This is a genomic window from Nitrosomonas limosa (assembly GCF_054188085.1).
Genome location: NZ_CM135180.1, coordinates 3,016,288 through 3,033,099, shown reverse-complemented (window position 1 = coordinate 3,033,099; position 16,812 = coordinate 3,016,288). Strand labels below are relative to the sequence as shown.

The following is a 16,812-nucleotide window of genomic DNA, read 5'->3' as shown; positions in this document are numbered from 1 at the left end:
TCTTGCGACCATAAGCCCGGCGAATTTATGAAAAGAAAGTGCTTGTTTTTTATCGTGCTAATTTCTCTTTCATTCCCGCTTTCAGCCGGGATCTACAAACATGTCGATGAAAAAGGTAACGTTACCTATTCAAACATTCCATCGAACAATGCAAAACAACTTAATTTGCCGCCCATCGTCGTTGTCCCCCCTGTCGATTCCGGAGATGTTGAGGAGCGAATCGCCAGGCGTAGAGAATCAATGAAACTGGAAGAACAGAAGGAAAAGCTACAAAGCAAGATTTCGGAAGAAGAAAAACGCCTCAGTGAAGTTAAAAATGAATATAAAGACGGCAATCCGGACCGCTTGGGAAGCGAGCGCAATTATCAAAGATATTTGGACCGGGTAGAACGGTTACGCAGTGAAATAGACAACCGGGAAAACAATCTGAAGGTTTTGAAAAAAGAACTTAATGAGCTTTCGGAGAAAAAAAATACTCCTTAATCCGGAAGCACCATATCACGAAAGCTCGACCAATACCGGCGCATGATCGGAAGGACGTTCCAGTTTTCTCGTTGATTTATCAATAATACAAGCGGCACAATCTCGTGCAAGATCAGTGCTCAATAGTATGTGATCAATGCGCAATCCGCGATTTAACCGGAAAGCCATCATCCGATAATCCCACCAGGTAAACGATTTTTCCGGTTGATCAAAAAGCCGGAAACTATCCGACAATCCCAACTTTAGCAAATCCTCAAAAGCAGATCGCTCCGGTTGACTGCACAGAACTTTACCTTCCCACAATTCCGGATCGTGTACATCCCGATCTTCTGGCGCAATATTAAAATCTCCTAGTAGCGCTAACTTTCGATAGACTTTGAGTTCCTGCTGCAGCCATCGGGTTAAGGAAGGAAGCCATCTCATTTTATAATCATATTTGTCAGACTCGACACTCTCGCCATTGGGTACGTACACTGAAACAATCCGCAAATCACCGAACGTAGCAGCAATAATTCTTTTCTGCTCGTCAGCAAAACCGGGTAAAGCCGATACTACTTCAAGCCCCTTCTGCTTACTAAGAATCGCTACGCCGTTGTAGGTTTTCTGCCCGGCAAAAATGGACTCATAGCCAGCTTCCGCAATTTCTTTAACCGGAAAATTCTCATCGGTCAGCTTTGTTTCTTGTAAACATAACATATCCGGTTGATTTGTTTTTAACCAATCAATAACGTGCGGCAATCGCACCTTCAAAGAATTAACATTCCAAGTAGCTAATTTCATAGGTAATAACGGTTCAATACGTTTTTATGAAGCGGCGGCTTATCGGCGCAATTATCAATCATCCAATCAATCTACCCGCGTATGAACAGCAACTTGGGTAAATGGTATGATCCATTGCTGCTGGTTACAAACTTCAACTGCATAACGTTGTAATGCACGCCGAATCGCAAAGTAGTCTTTTGCGGCCACGCCTTCAAAAGTGGCAATTATTTTATAGTCCAAGGAAGAGGTATTGGCTTTAGCGAAAAACACAGATAAGTCCTTCAACGCATGACCATAAGTTTCTTGCAGCAATCCTGCACGGATCCCGCTTGCGAATTTATCCGGAATTTCAGTAGTACATAAGCTTTGATGTTTATAATCGATACCGAAGTCGCTGACAACGATAAACCCGTGCGAAAAATTCTTAGGATTTGCGGAAATAAAATCCGGAACGGTATAGGTTCTCGGCATCGTGCCATCGGAAAGAGATAACAAAATGTTCTCAAGCGTAATGCACTTTACCATTCCATAAGTTCCATCTGAGAGCATGACAAAATCACCGATTTGACAGGGAAACCAAGGCTCATCGGGTGAATAAGGACGAGAAACATAGTTCGCCAATTCCGCCAGTGTTAAACGCAATTCCAAACCGGGCAATAAAGGGTTTACCAATTTGGTGTAATAATTCAAACTTTCCACCTGCATTGGAATACCATTGTATAGGATACATTCCCCTTCCCTGACGGATCCCGTATTTAGCAGAATTCTGAGCTCATTCACATAACTGGGAATAGAGCTCTTCAGTAACCAAATAATACTCAGTAGTAACAACACTGTAATACCAATCAATACCTGATCATTTCTCACACTCAGCACATAAAATGCTGCCGCAACAGCCAAGGCTGCCATCAAGAAATGGTAAAACAAAGTAATTACCCGTTGATAATAAGTCCTTTTCTGATCTTCACTTCTATTGCTCAACCAGCCCAATAGCTTTAACAGCAGTAACATTGAAAAATACACCGTAATAAAGGCAACGAGCGCCATTAACAAAGTCGCACCTCGCCCCGTGGCAAATTGCTTAATATGCTCGGCAACAGAAACTTCCTTTGCAGACTGCGACTTAATCATTTCGTCATACTGCAAACGTGCGATCTCCAGCAGATGCCTGCTCTTATCAAGCTGCCCCCGCCATTTGCGATCAATGCGCTCAAATTCCATTAAAGCTTCTTTCTCGAAGCCCTGTGTATTGACTTTTGAAATATGTTTAAGAACCTCTTCGATATCCGCAATTTGTGAGGTATAAAAAGCAATTTTTTTGTTGAGATTATCCAGCTTGCGCTTATTCTCCGTTAATTGCCGCAGTTCACTTAATATCGGTTGCACAATTTCCAGCAAGTCTTTTTGCCAATCAAACTTCTCTTGTTCTTCAGTATCGTCTCTTTCCAGCTCCAGACCCGCCGTCAGTATCATCTCAAACGATGACTCCTGCTCAACGATAGCCTTACTTAATTCATTCAATTCATTCTGAATTCTGTTTTTCTCCTGCTCGGTTTTAGCCTTCATTAACAACTGCAACTTAGCATCTACTTCTTTCTTTTGTTGTTTAATATTTCTAATAATGTCGTTCAATTTGACAATTGCCAGCTCCTTCTGATAATCCCGGTCACTGGCTAAGACCGGAGTATCACTCCTTGCAAACGTATCAGGAGCTAAAACAAACACTCCTGTAAAAATGGAAAATATCATGAGAAAAAAATTTATTTTCAGCATAGAGCTTTGCACCATCTATTGAAAACCAGCCAATAATTCAATTATTTCTTTCAACTGATTGTTTAGTGACTTTCGAAGAATCGTTTGACTTCATCTAACTCACGAGTCCGCTTCATTGGCGGCAAGCTTTGCCAAATAGATTTGCCGTAAGCCTTGGTTGTGAGACGGGGATCACAGATCATCAATACCCCGCGGTCGGTTTCATCTCGTATTAACCGACCGGCTCCCTGTTTGAGGTTAATGACCGCACGGGGTAATTGATATTCCAAAAAAGCATTGCGGCCCTCGCGATTAATTTTCTCAATGCGGGCAGAAAGCACCGGATCATCCGGCGGGGCAAAAGGCAGCTTATCGATGATAACCAACGATAAAGCTTCGCCGCGAACATCCACGCCTTCCCAAAACGATTGACTGCCAATGAGCACCGCGTTTTTTAATTCTCGGAAACGCTCTAACATATAGGATCGTGAATCTTGTCCTTGCAACAGAATTGGGAAATCAAAATCAGCGCACGCTTGCAGCAATTCATTCACCCGCAGCATTGCACGTAAGCTTGTGCAAAGAAAAAAAGCGCGTCCACGGCTTGCCCGTAATACCGGCAATGCGGCTTGCACGACCTGATCGGTATAGGATTTGTGTTGCGGTTCCGGCAATCCAAGCGGCACATACAGCAATGCTTGCTCAGCAAAATTAAATGGACTTTCCCAATAAGCGGTCTGAACGTCGCTCAACCCCATTTCGTGATTGAAATGTGAAAAATCCTTTTTAACTGAGAGTGTCGCCGAAGTAAAAATCCAAGTTCGTAACGAGCTCATCATTTGCTTTTGAAAAATCTCAGCGATTGAAAGAGGTGTAGCATGTAGTTGCATTGCCTGATGGTAAACTTCGATCCAGCGCACATACCCTTGCATGTCGATTTCATCATGCCAGCGCTGGATCAAATACAAATGGCTGGCTGCACGCTGCCGGCAATTCTCCAATCCTTCCGATCGTTCCGCTTGATCTTCAAGCAACGTAACCAGTTGCGTCAACTGTTTGAGCAAATGATTCAGCGCTTTATCGAAATCAGCATATCGCATCACCGTTGCAAATGATAACCGAGAGTTATCCGCCGTGACTGTCAATCGTAAATCACGAACAGCTTTCTCCATTGTTGCGATCGCATCCGTTAGGGGCACAAAATCCGCTGCCGCTTGAATCGCTTCAGTTTTAGCATCACGCGCAAGATCCAGCAATTGTCCGGTACTGATAGAATCACCAAAAAATAAACTGGCTGTTTCCGGCAACTGGTGCGCTTCGTCAAAAATAACCGTATTACAGGCCGGTAACAATTCGGACAATCCTTCATCACGCAACATCACGTCGGCAAAAAACAAGTGGTGGTTAACCACCACAACATCAGCAGCCAGTGCTTGTTTCCGCGCCTCCATGACAAAACACTTCTTGTAATCCGGACATTCGGAACCGAGGCAGCTATCGCGAGTCGATGTGACTTGCTGCCAGATTGCTGCGTTGTCCGGCACTGCGCTAAGCCCGCTTCGGTCGCCATCTTTACTGTTTCTTGCGTAACGATCGATCAACTGCAGATATTGAATTTCGTCGCGATTAATAAAACTGAGCTGTGTATCCTGCAAACTTCTTTCCAGATGATACAGACAAATATAATTCGCACGCCCCTTCAACAAGGCAATCGTTATTGGAATTTTAAGCGCTGCTCGAACGATTGGAATATCCCGACTAAATAATTGATCTTGTAGTGTTTTTGTTCCTGTCGAGATAATCACTTTGCCACCGCCAAGAAAAGCAGGAACCAGGTATGCAAATGTCTTCCCGGTCCCGGTACCTGCTTCCGCCACCAGAACCTGGTGGTTATGAATAGTCTTAGCAATAATTTGAGCCATTTCCAACTGTTGGGGACGCATGCGGAATCCGGAAATTTGGCGAGCAAGCGCACCGTCCGCCGAGAAAATTGAATCGATGTCTACCATGAAAATGGATTATCGGATGCTATTAAAATAAACCGGCTTTCGGATTGCACAAACCGGAAACCACCAAAGGCTATTGAGGAAGGATTAATTGAAAAATTAATATTCAGTCCGTTAATATTTAATGTGTCATGCCTTCAAAAATATCTGAACAATTGCCTGCCATACATGATGACAATCACACCGGCCAAACATAACCCGACACCCACCCAATCCGACCCGGTTGGACGAATTGCATCTATCAACCATAACCACATCAATGCCACACTGATATAAACCCCGCCATAGGCCGCATACACACGGCCCGCGGCTTGTGGATGCAGTGTCAGCAACCATACGAATAGACATAAACTCACTGCGGCAGGCAGGAGTAGCCAGAACGACTTACCCTCTTTCAAATACAAATAGGGCAAATAGCAGCCGACTATTTCCGCAATCGCTGTTACTACAAACAACCCTAATGTCTTAATAATTTCCATCACTTAACAACCCGACTAAATTGACATTCCCCTGTTGCTGGCTCTTCAACAAGAATCTGCTCGAGCTTGTTAATCCATTGGGGATCGGTTATGTTACATCACTCTGACAACCCGGATGATATTGTTCGCATGGAATGACATCCATTCCGATAGCGCATAACTTAATTTAGCTCTGAAAGTTCGACATTTTTTGAAAAAACCAAGGAAGCCCTATGCAAACCAAGCCAAAATTGTTAATTCGCCGCCCGCAACTCACAATTTTGCTTGGAATCATCCTTGCATTCGTAACTTTTAGTGCATTATACCGCACTAGCTCACAAGGCGATTTCTCAGAAACTTACCCCAAAGGTTTCCGAGGCGGTGCCTGTACGATAGAAACAAACACATTGACCATTGGTTATTCCGGCTACTATCTGCCCCTCGACTACGAAATTCCCAAAGATACCATTCGCTCCGCTTATGTCCCCATACAATGCGGAAGAGTGCCGGAACCAGCCAGTTTGAATATCTCCATCGATTTACTCTATCCGGAAACAGCCCGTAACTTTCTGTTGAGTCAACGATTGGTCAAGTCCGAACTCATTAATGAACAAAAAAAAGAAATTGATATTCTGACTATTCCAGCGACACAGCATCCATCGGGCGTCATCACACAAGCAATCAAACTCACTGAGCCGGGACAATATACGCTTTATATCGAAGGAAAAAATGACCAGGATATTGCCATTCAGCTCATGGTCCCCCTAAAAGTAGGATTTGGTTGGAAAGATCATTTTAAAACCCTTTTTTCTACATTCTTACCTAAAGATTAGCAATCCGAAGCAGGCTCCCGGCTCACTAAGACTCTTTATCTGTAAAAGCACGCAAGTCCAGACTTAAATATTGCATCAACATGCCGCTAATCATTACAACTAAAACTAATACTGTGAGAATTTAAGGAGCGTTAAAATGGATGTTAATGGAATAGCAAATTTAGCAACAGAAATGGCTAACTTTAGCAGTAATCAAGCAGTGGGTATCGCAGTTTTAAAAAAAGCGATTAACCTCAATGCAGCCGGAGCGCTTGCTTTAATTGAAGCAATTCCTGACAACAAAACCGCTTCAAACCTCCCTCCCCACCTGGGTCAGAATATTAATACTACTGCATAATCAATTTCTTAGAGTGATCTAGTGATTCTCGAATACACTTTTCTGCTTTTCACTAGATTAAACCTTCGGTCAAGTAATCGCTGATTTCACGATAAGTAATTTTTTCATCAGTCTACGTTATTCTTTCTTTGTAACATCGCCCTAAGAACTATTTGCGCAGCAGGTGCATCAGCTAAAATTTCAATGATCCAGTTCATTTTCATTTTGCTTGCTACCAAAGAAGGAACAACAGCTAATCCATAACTCCCAATAAAGTGATATTTTTATTACTGTTTTTCTTCAAGAAAAAAGTATGTTATAAAATCACTTGATTCCGCTATCTGCTTTATTTCAGAGAAATGACCACCGGCGGCAATCTCTATCAATATTAAATTTCATATTCATGGAATAGACCAATGAATTCCAGACTAGATTACAAACCACAGCTTGAAACTTTTGATACGCTGATTTCTCAGCGACAAAGGCTATCGCTATTGAGCAAAATCGGAGAGATCGGCGAATGGTCACATTCTTTCTCTACAAACATGGTTCTCTGGTCTGACTATTTGTATGATTTCTATGAATTAGATAGAAATTTTGAGTGTTCAACGCTACTGGATACTACGCAGTATTATCAAGATCTGGAAAAAGAAAAAATGCGTAGATTGATTGCCCAGGTTACCGCTTCAAAAATTGAGCAAAGTGAAGACTTTATGATCCGAATGCAAGATGGCAGGATCAAGTGGCATACAACAACTATTTTTCCGATTCTGGATCGACACGACAGGTTGATCAGCTTATACGGTATCTTGAAAAACATCACACCTCAAAAAATTTCAAATGATGTAACCGTAGCAAAACAACTGCCGTATCGGCGTATTCTTGACGAGTTACCTACCGAGCTGGCGGTTTTCGATCATCAAGGCCAATATCTATACGCCAATCGTGCTGCCATGGATTGTCATGGATTTGCCAGTGGTCTCTCTGCGGATCAGCACAACGATCTTAAAAATTGGGTTCCAGTTACTGAATTAAAACACGACAGCGAACTGAATACGTGCATGCAACAAAAGCAACCAGTAACCTATGAAGAAAGATTGAGCGATTCGCATGGCGTAGATCGAACCTGCTTGCGAACCCTATATCCCCTATTGGATAAGTCCGGTAACACGGAATTTGTCATCTGTTATGGCATGGATATCACGGCCAGAAAGAGGAATGAGCTGGAATTGCAACGCATGGCTTATGTCGCTGAAAAAACCAACGGTATCGTAATGATCACCGATCCGCAAAAAAAGATCATCTGGATTAATCAGAGTTTCGAGAAAATCCTTGGCTACAAAGCGGAAGAAGTCATTGGAATCGACCCGGCCGCTTTCCTTCAAGGACCTGAGACCTCCAGAGAAACCATTCAAGCGATTGCACATTCGCTTAAAAGCACCGGTACTTTCTCCGGCGAAATTTTAAACTACACCAAGAGCGGAGAAAAAATCTGGCTCTATCTCAATATCGCTGCGGTATACAACGATGTCGGCCAGCTAATCAACTATGTCGCCGTTGAAAATGACATCACTTTGATCAAGCAAGCGGAAGAGCGATTGCAAAAAGCGATGGAAAAAGAGCGTGAACTCAATCGTTTCAAAACTCAATTCGTCAATCTGGCTTCACATCAATTCCACACTCCGCTTGCGACTATCCGTTCGAGTATCGATTTATTGGATCTTAAAATGGAATCGGCTGGGCTCAGCCCTGAATTTATAGAATTATTTCAGCGGCAAAAAACCATCATGGCAGAAGAAACCATCCGCATGACCGAACTCATGGAAAATATTCTGGATATTGGCAGAATTGACGAAGGAAAAATTGAATTATCCAAAAAAGAAGTACCGTTCAAGCAGTTCATGGATACTTTCGTTGCTTCCAATACCGAACTCAGCGGCAATCATCGAATACTGAATTACCGCTTCGATGCAACCGATCAAGTCATTCAGCTGGATGAAATATTGCTGCGGAATGTTTTGCGGAATGTCGTGTCGAATGCGTTTAAGTATTCGTTAAATAAACCTGCCCCTGAGCTAACTGTCAACCTCCGGAACAATGTTTATTTTATGACAATTAAGGATTATGGCATTGGTATTCCGGAAAAAGACCAGTTGTTTCTGTTCCAATCCTTTTTCCGTGCATCGAATGCGAAAATTTTTCCTGGCAGCGGCCTGGGCCTGATGATTGCAAAAAAATTGATCATGCTGCATGGTGGTGATATTAGCATCAACAGCAAAGTTGATAACGGTTGTACGGTTACGATCGAATTACCCTTATAATTTTGACAGTGAATAATCCACTCATTCTGGTAATCGAAGATGAGCAAGCGCTGCGTGAAAACATTGTAAGCATCATTCTGCATTATGGATTCCGTGTGATTAGTGCACCATCCGGCGAAGATGGCATTAATCTGGCGTTGCAACAAGCACCCGACATAATCATCTGCGACATCATGCTGCCAGGCATGGACGGTTTTGATGTATTCGGTCAAATCAAGCAGTTACCACAACTACACCCCCCCGCCTTTATTTTTCTCACAGCGAAATCAACCCGCTCGGATACTCGCACCGGTATGGATATGGGTGCCGATGACTATCTTACAAAGCCTTTCACCAAAGAAGAGCTTATCAATAGCATCAATGCACGGCTTGAAAAAATAACACAAGTACGCAAACAGCAACCGGAAAAGGATGAATTGATCGAGGCTGCACTGACAAGACTGAATAGCCTCACAAAAGCAGAACGCCGCATCCTTGACAAAATTGCCGAAGGGCTAACAACACCGCAAATTGCGAATCAATTGTTTGTCAGCAAAAAAACTATCGAGAATCATCGAGTCAATATTTCTCGCAAGCTTGATCTGAGCGGACCTAACAGTTTGATCAATTTTGCACTTCGATTACGCGCGCAAAAATCAAATTTCCGTTTCCCGGACAATTTCCCTTCTTCTTCCACCCCCTAAGCTTCTTTGGCGTTTCAATGACACTTTAACAAGAGGAGCACCTCTTGTCGTAACTTACGTATTCAGTGCTAAAAATGAGGGGATCCACTCATTGTAAAAGTATGTCAATCGGCTAATCTAAATTGCGTATAAAAGTAATTATTGAACATACGCAAAACGATGGTGCGCAATTTTGTTTTTCCTTGCGCATCATTTTTCAACTAATCAATGGAGGATAAAATGGCAACAACGTATGGCACAACGAGTAGCGCGTCGAGCGCGAGCTATGACATGTCGCTGTGGTACGACTCGAAGTACTACAAACTGGGCATGGGCACCATGCTACTGGTAGCGATATTTTGGATCTGGTTTCAAAGGACATTTGCGTATTCCCACGGAATGGACTCGATGGAACCGGAATTTGACAAAGTGTGGATGGGACTGTGGCGCGTACACATGACCCTGATGCCATTGTTTGCATTGGTCACCTGGGGCTGGATTTTAAAAACCCGTGACACCAAAGAACAATTAGACAACCTGGACACCAAATTAGAGATCAAACGCTATTTCTACTGGATGATGTGGCTGGGTGTATACCTGTTTGGTGTTTACTGGGGCGGCAGCTTCTTCACCGAACAAGATGCAAGCTGGCACCAAGTGATTATTCGTGACACGAGCTTTACGCCAAGTCACGTAGTGGTGTTTTATGGTTCATTCCCGATGTACATCGTATGTGGCGTAGCGTCATACTTGTACGCGATGACCCGTCTGCCACTGTACAGCCGCGGCACATCGTTCCCGCTGGTAATGGCGATTGCTGGCCCATTGATGATTCTGCCGAACGTAGGATTGAACGAATGGGGTCATGCATTCTGGTTCATGGAAGAGCTGTTTAGCGCGCCATTGCACTGGGGTTTTGTGATTCTGGGTTGGGCAGGTTTATTCTCAGGTGGTATTGCAGCACAAATTGTCACCCGTTACTCTAACCTGACAGACGTAACCTGGAACGGCGCCAGCCGCGAAATTCTGAACAATCGCATCGTTCCTTAATCTAACAAGTTCATCTCCGGTAGTAACTGTCCCAATGATCTGCTCCCCGCAGGTTATTGGGACCCAAAAATAATAGCCATGAGTTAGAACCAAACAAGTAAAGGAGTTTCTAGAATGAGACATTTCATAAAAATATGGACTTCGGTTGCTATTCTCTCTGCAGCTTTGTATTCAGGATTCGCCACCGCACATGGCAAAGTAAATTTAGAAACCGATGCTTGTGTGCGAAATATGTCGGGCAGCATGATACACCTTAGCACTTATCAGCCACAGTACGATCCAGAAGCCGAATATTGCACGGAAATCCCGAAAGAAGGTGAAACTTACTGGGTCCTCGACCTCGTCGACCAGGCTCTCCGTGATATGCCAATTGTTATAAAAATCGTCAGGGGCAGCGGTCAAGCACTCAGTGAGACAGTTGCAAGCATTTACTCTACCAATCATTCGGATGGTGTCATTAAAGGCCGCTTTGATCTGGATGAAGGCCAATACACGCTATTTGTAACAGGTGAAGGTGTTCCTCCACTACATTACGAGTATCCTTTGCGGATACAGATGACCAATTACACGGAATTATTATTGAAAGCGATACCTTACATTATCACTTTCTTGTTAATTGCATTCATCACCGATAAGCTACTCAAACGCAGGCAATTGCGGCATTGATAAAATCATAGTAGCAAAGGCAATTTTATTTTACTTTTTCAAGTTGTAAAGGGAGGCGTCGGTGGCTGATCGTTTGTAACAAGATCATGCCACCGATTTGCTATTGTTTATTGTGGAGGTGGTGGCGGATTACCGGCAGGAGGTGGCGGAGGAACAAAATTTTCCGAAACCACATTCATATTTTTATTTGCAGAGCTTCTAAAAGATGAATTATTAATGATCCTGCCATTAACCGGAATCTGATGCCCCTTCGCATACATGCATTGAATATAGCTGTTATCGTATCTTTCCTGACTTGCGTAAACTGATGCCGACGCTGTATTGGATCCAAGCAAGCTACCAAATAACAAACCGATCCCGGCACCTATCGCTGCGCCGTGACCTCCTCCAATCGCAGCGCCGGCAGCTGCGCCTAAACCACTACCAAGTGCAGCGCTCTGCAATCCACTATACCTTGAAGCATGCCTTGGCGTATCACCGCCGACTTGTTCGTGCGCATACTGCTTGCATGCCATTTCATCCGATCGAAATTGATCAAAATTTTTACCACTACCCGGTAATGCCATAACGCTTGGCCCTGAAGGCAAGTGAACACACCCGACCAACAAGCCGATCAATAGTAAAATAATTAAACTTCTGCGAGTGATCATAATTCTTCTCCCAATTTTTCACTTATCTACATCCCTTACTCTGCGCAATTGCTTATATTCATCTATCAGACATAAACCCCAAGCTTTGCAACTGATAATAGTGATTTCGAACTGAACAATGCCTGAACATTATGTTTTGGGAGTTACTAAATCTCTGCAACCTTCAAAAACGCAGTTCAAGTTGTTTTACCTATAACCGTAAAAACTTAATCAAAAAACAAACGGATTTCGCACCTTCATCGACTATTCCAATATCATCAAGAAGTAAAGTAATGGACAACCATAATCCACAAAGTCACGACAATAAGCATGGTGATACGAAAAAGGATCAATCTTGTCGCTCGTCAGTAAAAAATGCATCCAATTTTCCATGGAAAAGCTTAATCTTGAGGATGCTTACTTGGATCATACTGGCTTTCATTGTATTGACCTTGTTTGATCAATTGCGCGCACTTCAAAGCACTGATTTAGATTCTTCAATAACCTCGCGTATTTCTTCGTTCGAAGTGCAGACCTGCAGTGAATTGCCAATTCATGGATCAGCTTATATGATCGATCTATCGATCATGCAGCGCACGGATGTGGGCTATGCTGGTTTGGAAATTCGCAATGATTATGATTACCCGATGGTTGCATTATTGCTGGACATCACGACCAATAAACAATTGCTCGCGCTCTCGATTCATTCCGGTCATACAATGCAACTCAGCGTGCCGATCGGAAACTACGGGATGAAAATATTGATTGGTTCTAAATGGTGCAACCTGGACGACGGCTTTACCGACGGCGCAGCTGTGTCTGTGGCGGATGGCATCGCTGTTCCCGCTGGTTCTACAACTTCTCTGCATTTTAGCGGTTCCGGTCTGCACCCCATTCAACTGGCGCTCGCATATAGCCAGTCGATACCTGTACACACACAAACAATGGATCACTCTGCAGAAGCGATCGGAGTCGGTGAACTTGAACTGAAGCAGACGCGTGACGGCCATTATCTGACTTCAGGAAGCGTAAATGGTACACCAGTCGTATTTATGATCGATACTGGCGCAACTGCCGTCTCCATTTCGTCGGCAACAGCCCTGCTTGCAGGTATCCGCGATTGCACTCCGCTTCAGGCGGCTACCGCTAACGGACAAGTCAACGCCTGTATCGCCAAAGCAGCTGAAATCACTTTTGGATCATTCAAACTCGCGAATGTCGATGTGGCCATCATGCCGGACATGCCAGGAGAGTCGTTACTGGGAATGAACGTATTGCGCAATTTCCGCATCGAACAAGTAAATCGGATCATGCGCATTTCCACACCCTAAATATATCCACGAACCTCAGCTATCGCGCAAATAACTCGAGCGATTGCATTTTTACCGATTAAAATATCGTGATGCAACACCTGAACATTCCTGTCTAACAACCCCATATTTATTTTTCGAACAACACATCGGAGAAAATAATGAAATTACTCAGTTGGAACATCCAATGGGGGCGCGGTATGGATGGCGATGTCGATCTCCAGCGTATCGTTCGGACCATTCATCGATTAGGTGACTTCGATATCATCTGTCTGCAGGAAGTCGCGGTCAATTTTCCCGGTTTACCGGGAAGCCGTAGCGACGATCAGATAGCCATACTGTCGGCGTTACTTCCTGGCTATAGTGTGATTTACGGGATTGGAACCGATATCCCGGATGGACCTGGTAGCCGCAGTCAATTCGGCAATGTCATTTTCAGCCGTCTCCCCGTCGGTCAAGTATGGCGGCATCTCTTGCCCTGGCAAGCGGAATTATCCACACCCAGCATGCAGCGTGTGCTGGTAGAAGCCGTGGTAACGACAAGCATCGGATCGATTCGTATCATGACCACGCATCTGGAATATTACTCGCAGCGGCAACGTGAAATGCAAATTGATGCCATTCGTCATTTACACCAAGAGGCATGTAGCATGTCGCATCGCAAATTGTTACCAGAAGAACAAGGCGGAACCTTCGAAGTATTTCCCAGACCCAAAGAAGCGATTTTATGCGGTGATCTGAATTTCCCAGCAACAGCTCCTGAGCATGCGCAGATCCTGGCGCCATTCGATGATGACACACCGGCATTTCATGATACTTGGTCTCTGTTAAATCCATGGGTACCTCATGCACCCACTGTCGGAATTCATCCGGTTGATTTTGTCGATCACCCCGAATGCTTCGACTTTGTGTTAATCACCGATGGTTTAGTGAAACATTTAAAACAACATGACAGTGATGCGGAAACTACCGCTTCCGATCATCAACCGGTTTGGGTGGAATTGAATTGAGGATATATTGAATTATTACACGCGCAGTTTACCATTCATTGCGTGGAATTCGCGGCTTCGTCTCTCGATTGGATCAGTTTAGTTAACCGGTGTTTCGTATTGGATCACTGCCGGATTCATTCAAAAAATCCGGTTACCGAAGCTCTCAAAGTAATGTTGATCAATTTCATCTCGGGTAAATTGATGATTTTGCCCGCCACGTTGCGCAATTTTCAGCGACCCCATCAGCGAACCCAGTTGTCCAGCCGTTTGCCAATCGAAGCCATTGACAATGCCGTATAACAAGCCGGCCCGATAAGCATCGCCGCAACCGGTCGGATCAATGATTGCTTTTGGTTTGACGCAAGGAATTTTATATTGCTTGCCACCGGCATAGATAATGGAACCTTCCGCACCCAATGTAATAATCAATGCTTTGGCATGACTCGCCAGATTCTCCAAGCTGCGCCCAGTCCGGTCCTGCAACAGCTGACCTTCATAGTCGTTCACCGCTATATAATCAGCTTTGTCGATAAAACTAAGAAGCTCTTCACCGTTATACATCGGCAATCCCTGCCCCGGATCGAAGACAAAAGGAATTCCGGCTTCATGAAACTCCCGCGCGTGTTGCATCATCCCGTCGCGACCATCCGGCGCAATGATGCCTAAACGAATGCCTCGTGTATCTTTCACCGAATTCAGATGAGAGAAATTCATAGCCCCCGGATGAAACGCTGTGATTTGATTATCAGCCAGATCGGTAGTAATGAAGGCTTGTGCGGTAAACGTATCAGGAATATGACGAACATGTTCCTGAGTCAAGTTCAAGTGTTCGAAGCGAGTTTTATAAGGCGCATAATCATCACCGACGGTAGCCATCATGACCGGTTCACCGCCCAGCATTTTCAGATTGTAAGCAATATTCCCTGCGCATCCGCCAAACTCACGCCGCATTTCCGGAACCAGAAATGCGACGTTCAAAACATGAATTTTTTCCGGCAGAATATGATTTTTGAAATGATCCGGAAAGACCATAATATTGTCGTATGCGATAGAACCGCAAATCAAAGTGCGCATGGATTTAAGATCAAAATTGAGAGGAATAACGAATTTTATTAATTAAACGCCAGGCTTCCAGGCCAGATCCAGTTCCCGCGCCGCTTTGACATCATCCAGCTTACGCACCGACATGGTATGCGGTGCACCTTTGACCATATCCGGTTGCGATTCGATCTCTTGCAGAATCTCCTTCATCGATTCCACAAATGCATCCAGCGTTTCTTTTGATTCCGTCTCCGCCGGCTCGATCAACAAACACTCAGGCACCAACAGCGGGAAATAGGTGGTCGGCGCATGATAGCCTTTATCCAATAGGCGTTTAGCCAAATTCATCGCGGTTACACCGGTCTTGTCCTTAATGTCTTTCATGGTGACAATAAACTCGTGACTGGCGCGACGATTCGGGTAGGCAATTTCAAAACCCGCTTTGCGCAATTCCGCCATCAAATAATTCGCATTCAGGGTTGCGAATTCAGAAATGCGATGCATGCCGTCGATGCCGAGCAAGCGGACATAAATATAAGCGCGTAGCAATACCCCCGCATTGCCCATATGTGCGGACAAACGTCCGATCGTTTGCGGTTTGTCTTTTTCTGTCACCCAACGGTAGCGATCGCCGTCTTTCGCGACAAATGGAATCGGCATAAACGGTAGCAAACGTTCGGCCACACCTACCGGTGCAGAACCGGGGCCGCCACCGCCGTGCGGTGTCGAGAAGGTTTTATGCAGATTGATATGAATTACATCAAACCCCATGTCGCCCGGTTTGACTTTACCCAGTACCGCATTCAAATTGGCGCCGTCGTAATACAGCAACCCCCCGGCGGCATGTACGACACGGCTCATTTCTGCAACATTTTTCTCGAATACCCCCAGCGTCGATGGATTGGTCAGCATCAGTCCGGCTGTTTGCGGACCAACGGCCGCTTTCAACGCCTCCAAATCGACATTGCCGTCTTTGTCGGTCGCGATTTCAACCACTTTAAAACCGCACATCACCGCAGTTGCCGGGTTGGTGCCGTGCGCCGCATCCGGCACGATGATCTCGGTGCGCGCAAAATCGCCGCGCGATTCGTGATACGCACGTATCATCATCACGCCGATCAATTCACCTTGGGCTCCTGCCATTGGCGTCAAACTGACTCCCGCCATACCGGTGACGGATTTCAGAATTTCCTGCAACTCATACATACACGCGAGAAAACCCTGTCCGGTTTCTTCGGGCGCCAGCGGATGCCGGGATAAATATTGCGGTAACATTGCCAGCGAGTTACATGCGCGCGGATTATATTTCATCGTGCACGAACCCAGCGGGTAAAACTCCGTATCAATCGAGAAGTTCTTTTGCGATAACCGCGTGTAATGGCGCACAGTATCCATTTCGGAGACTTCCGGCAACAATACCTGTGATTTGCGCAACAAGTTTTTTGGAATTGCCGATTTGCCGGCTACTTTAGCCGGTGATTGAGAATAGTTGAGACGCCCTTTGCGCGAGTGTTCGAATATCAGCATGATG

16 protein-coding genes are annotated in these 16,812 nt (G+C 44.7%); 9 read left to right on the top strand and 7 right to left on the bottom strand.

Features of this window, described 5'->3' with window-relative positions; translation table 11 throughout:
• Window positions 1-42: 42 nt before the first annotated feature.
• Window positions 43-483 (top strand): DUF4124 domain-containing protein, encoded by a 441-nt coding sequence (locus ACV7NC_RS14150; protein WP_458153283.1) that lies wholly within the window; start codon window positions 43-45, stop codon window positions 481-483.
• Between the two features lie 15 nt (window positions 484-498).
• Here the strand turns inward: ACV7NC_RS14150 and xth are convergent, their stop codons facing one another.
• From xth to ACV7NC_RS14130, 4 genes are all read right to left on the bottom strand, one after another.
• A complete protein-coding gene (xth, locus tag ACV7NC_RS14145) occupies window positions 499-1,263 on the bottom strand; it encodes an exodeoxyribonuclease III (RefSeq protein WP_458153281.1) in 765 nt (254 codons plus the stop codon).
• A gap of 66 nt (window positions 1,264-1,329) precedes the next feature.
• Window positions 1,330-3,018 carry a hypothetical protein gene (locus ACV7NC_RS14140; RefSeq protein ID WP_458153280.1) on the bottom strand — a complete coding sequence of 563 codons (1,689 nt, stop codon included), beginning with the start codon at window positions 3,016-3,018 and terminating at the stop codon, window positions 1,330-1,332.
• Between the two features lie 62 nt (window positions 3,019-3,080).
• The gene (locus ACV7NC_RS14135) at window positions 3,081-5,006 is read right to left on the bottom strand and encodes an ATP-dependent DNA helicase (protein ID WP_458153279.1); all 1,926 of its coding nucleotides are present in this window, start codon (window positions 5,004-5,006) and stop codon (window positions 3,081-3,083) included.
• 134 nt (window positions 5,007-5,140) lie between these two features.
• Window positions 5,141-5,482, bottom strand: coding sequence for a YnfA family protein (locus ACV7NC_RS14130; protein WP_458153278.1), 342 nt, complete (start codon window positions 5,480-5,482; stop codon window positions 5,141-5,143).
• Window positions 5,483-5,694: 212 nt separating this feature from the next.
• On the opposite strand from ACV7NC_RS14130, the gene ACV7NC_RS14125 reads away from it, so the two are divergent.
• The 6 genes from ACV7NC_RS14125 to ACV7NC_RS14100 all read left to right on the top strand — a co-directional run bounded on the left by ACV7NC_RS14125 (window position 5,695) and on the right by ACV7NC_RS14100 (window position 11,309).
• Window positions 5,695-6,294, top strand: coding sequence for a hypothetical protein (locus ACV7NC_RS14125; RefSeq protein WP_458153277.1), 600 nt, complete (start codon window positions 5,695-5,697; stop codon window positions 6,292-6,294).
• 136 nt (window positions 6,295-6,430) lie between these two features.
• The gene (locus ACV7NC_RS14120; protein ID WP_458153276.1) at window positions 6,431-6,631 is read left to right on the top strand and encodes a YjfB family protein; all 201 of its coding nucleotides are present in this window, start codon (window positions 6,431-6,433) and stop codon (window positions 6,629-6,631) included.
• 395 nt (window positions 6,632-7,026) lie between these two features.
• The gene (locus tag ACV7NC_RS14115; RefSeq protein ID WP_458153275.1) at window positions 7,027-8,931 is read left to right on the top strand and encodes a PAS domain-containing sensor histidine kinase; all 1,905 of its coding nucleotides are present in this window, start codon (window positions 7,027-7,029) and stop codon (window positions 8,929-8,931) included.
• An 8-nt stretch (window positions 8,932-8,939) separates the two neighbouring features.
• A complete protein-coding gene (locus ACV7NC_RS14110) occupies window positions 8,940-9,614 on the top strand; it encodes a response regulator transcription factor (RefSeq protein ID WP_458153274.1) in 675 nt (224 codons plus the stop codon).
• A gap of 219 nt (window positions 9,615-9,833) precedes the next feature.
• Window positions 9,834-10,643: a methane monooxygenase/ammonia monooxygenase subunit C gene (locus tag ACV7NC_RS14105; RefSeq protein WP_458153273.1), complete on the top strand. Its 810-nt coding sequence runs from the start codon at window positions 9,834-9,836 to the stop codon at window positions 10,641-10,643.
• 114 nt (window positions 10,644-10,757) lie between these two features.
• On the top strand, window positions 10,758-11,309 hold the full coding sequence (locus ACV7NC_RS14100) for a hypothetical protein (protein ID WP_458153271.1): 552 nt from the start codon (window positions 10,758-10,760) through the stop codon (window positions 11,307-11,309).
• Window positions 11,310-11,416: 107 nt separating this feature from the next.
• Here the strand turns inward: ACV7NC_RS14100 and ACV7NC_RS14095 are convergent, their stop codons facing one another.
• On the bottom strand, window positions 11,417-11,959 hold the full coding sequence (locus tag ACV7NC_RS14095) for a YMGG-like glycine zipper-containing protein (protein ID WP_458153270.1): 543 nt from the start codon (window positions 11,957-11,959) through the stop codon (window positions 11,417-11,419).
• A 131-nt stretch (window positions 11,960-12,090) separates the two neighbouring features.
• Between ACV7NC_RS14095 and ACV7NC_RS14090 the strand changes: the two genes are divergently transcribed.
• Window positions 12,091-13,269, top strand: a complete 1,179-nt coding sequence (locus tag ACV7NC_RS14090) for a retropepsin-like aspartic protease family protein (RefSeq protein ID WP_458153268.1) — start codon at window positions 12,091-12,093, stop codon at window positions 13,267-13,269.
• Window positions 13,270-13,409: 140 nt separating this feature from the next.
• The gene (locus tag ACV7NC_RS14085) at window positions 13,410-14,258 is read left to right on the top strand and encodes an endonuclease/exonuclease/phosphatase family protein (RefSeq protein WP_458153267.1); all 849 of its coding nucleotides are present in this window, start codon (window positions 13,410-13,412) and stop codon (window positions 14,256-14,258) included.
• Between the two features lie 120 nt (window positions 14,259-14,378).
• Here the strand turns inward: ACV7NC_RS14085 and ACV7NC_RS14080 are convergent, their stop codons facing one another.
• Together ACV7NC_RS14080 and gcvPB are read right to left on the bottom strand one after the other, a co-directional pair.
• On the bottom strand, window positions 14,379-15,314 hold the full coding sequence (locus tag ACV7NC_RS14080; protein ID WP_458153265.1) for a carbohydrate kinase family protein: 936 nt from the start codon (window positions 15,312-15,314) through the stop codon (window positions 14,379-14,381).
• Window positions 15,315-15,356: 42 nt separating this feature from the next.
• Window positions 15,357-16,808 (bottom strand): aminomethyl-transferring glycine dehydrogenase subunit GcvPB, encoded by a 1,452-nt coding sequence (gcvPB, locus tag ACV7NC_RS14075; RefSeq protein WP_458153264.1) that lies wholly within the window; start codon window positions 16,806-16,808, stop codon window positions 15,357-15,359.
• Window positions 16,809-16,812 lie beyond the last annotated feature (4 nt).

Coding starts and splice junctions, on each gene's coding strand:
- ACV7NC_RS14125 (WP_458153277.1), top strand. CDS start 5,695: ATGCAAACCAAGCCAAAATTGTTAATTCGCCGCCCGCAACTCACAATT.
- ACV7NC_RS14140 (WP_458153280.1), bottom strand. CDS start 3,018: ATGCTGAAAATAAATTTTTTTCTCATGATATTTTCCATTTTTACAGGA.
- ACV7NC_RS14085 (WP_458153267.1), top strand. CDS start 13,410: ATGAAATTACTCAGTTGGAACATCCAATGGGGGCGCGGTATGGATGGC.
- ACV7NC_RS14095 (WP_458153270.1), bottom strand. CDS start 11,959: ATGATCACTCGCAGAAGTTTAATTATTTTACTATTGATCGGCTTGTTG.
- ACV7NC_RS14105 (WP_458153273.1), top strand. CDS start 9,834: ATGGCAACAACGTATGGCACAACGAGTAGCGCGTCGAGCGCGAGCTAT.
- ACV7NC_RS14080 (WP_458153265.1), bottom strand. CDS start 15,314: ATGCGCACTTTGATTTGCGGTTCTATCGCATACGACAATATTATGGTC.
- ACV7NC_RS14120 (WP_458153276.1), top strand. CDS start 6,431: ATGGATGTTAATGGAATAGCAAATTTAGCAACAGAAATGGCTAACTTT.
- ACV7NC_RS14090 (WP_458153268.1), top strand. CDS start 12,091: ATGTTTTGGGAGTTACTAAATCTCTGCAACCTTCAAAAACGCAGTTCA.
- gcvPB (WP_458153264.1), bottom strand. CDS start 16,808: ATGCTGATATTCGAACACTCGCGCAAAGGGCGTCTCAACTATTCTCAA.
- ACV7NC_RS14130 (WP_458153278.1), bottom strand. CDS start 5,482: ATGGAAATTATTAAGACATTAGGGTTGTTTGTAGTAACAGCGATTGCG.
- ACV7NC_RS14100 (WP_458153271.1), top strand. CDS start 10,758: ATGAGACATTTCATAAAAATATGGACTTCGGTTGCTATTCTCTCTGCA.
- xth (WP_458153281.1), bottom strand. CDS start 1,263: ATGAAATTAGCTACTTGGAATGTTAATTCTTTGAAGGTGCGATTGCCG.
- ACV7NC_RS14135 (WP_458153279.1), bottom strand. CDS start 5,006: ATGGTAGACATCGATTCAATTTTCTCGGCGGACGGTGCGCTTGCTCGC.
- ACV7NC_RS14115 (WP_458153275.1), top strand. CDS start 7,027: ATGAATTCCAGACTAGATTACAAACCACAGCTTGAAACTTTTGATACG.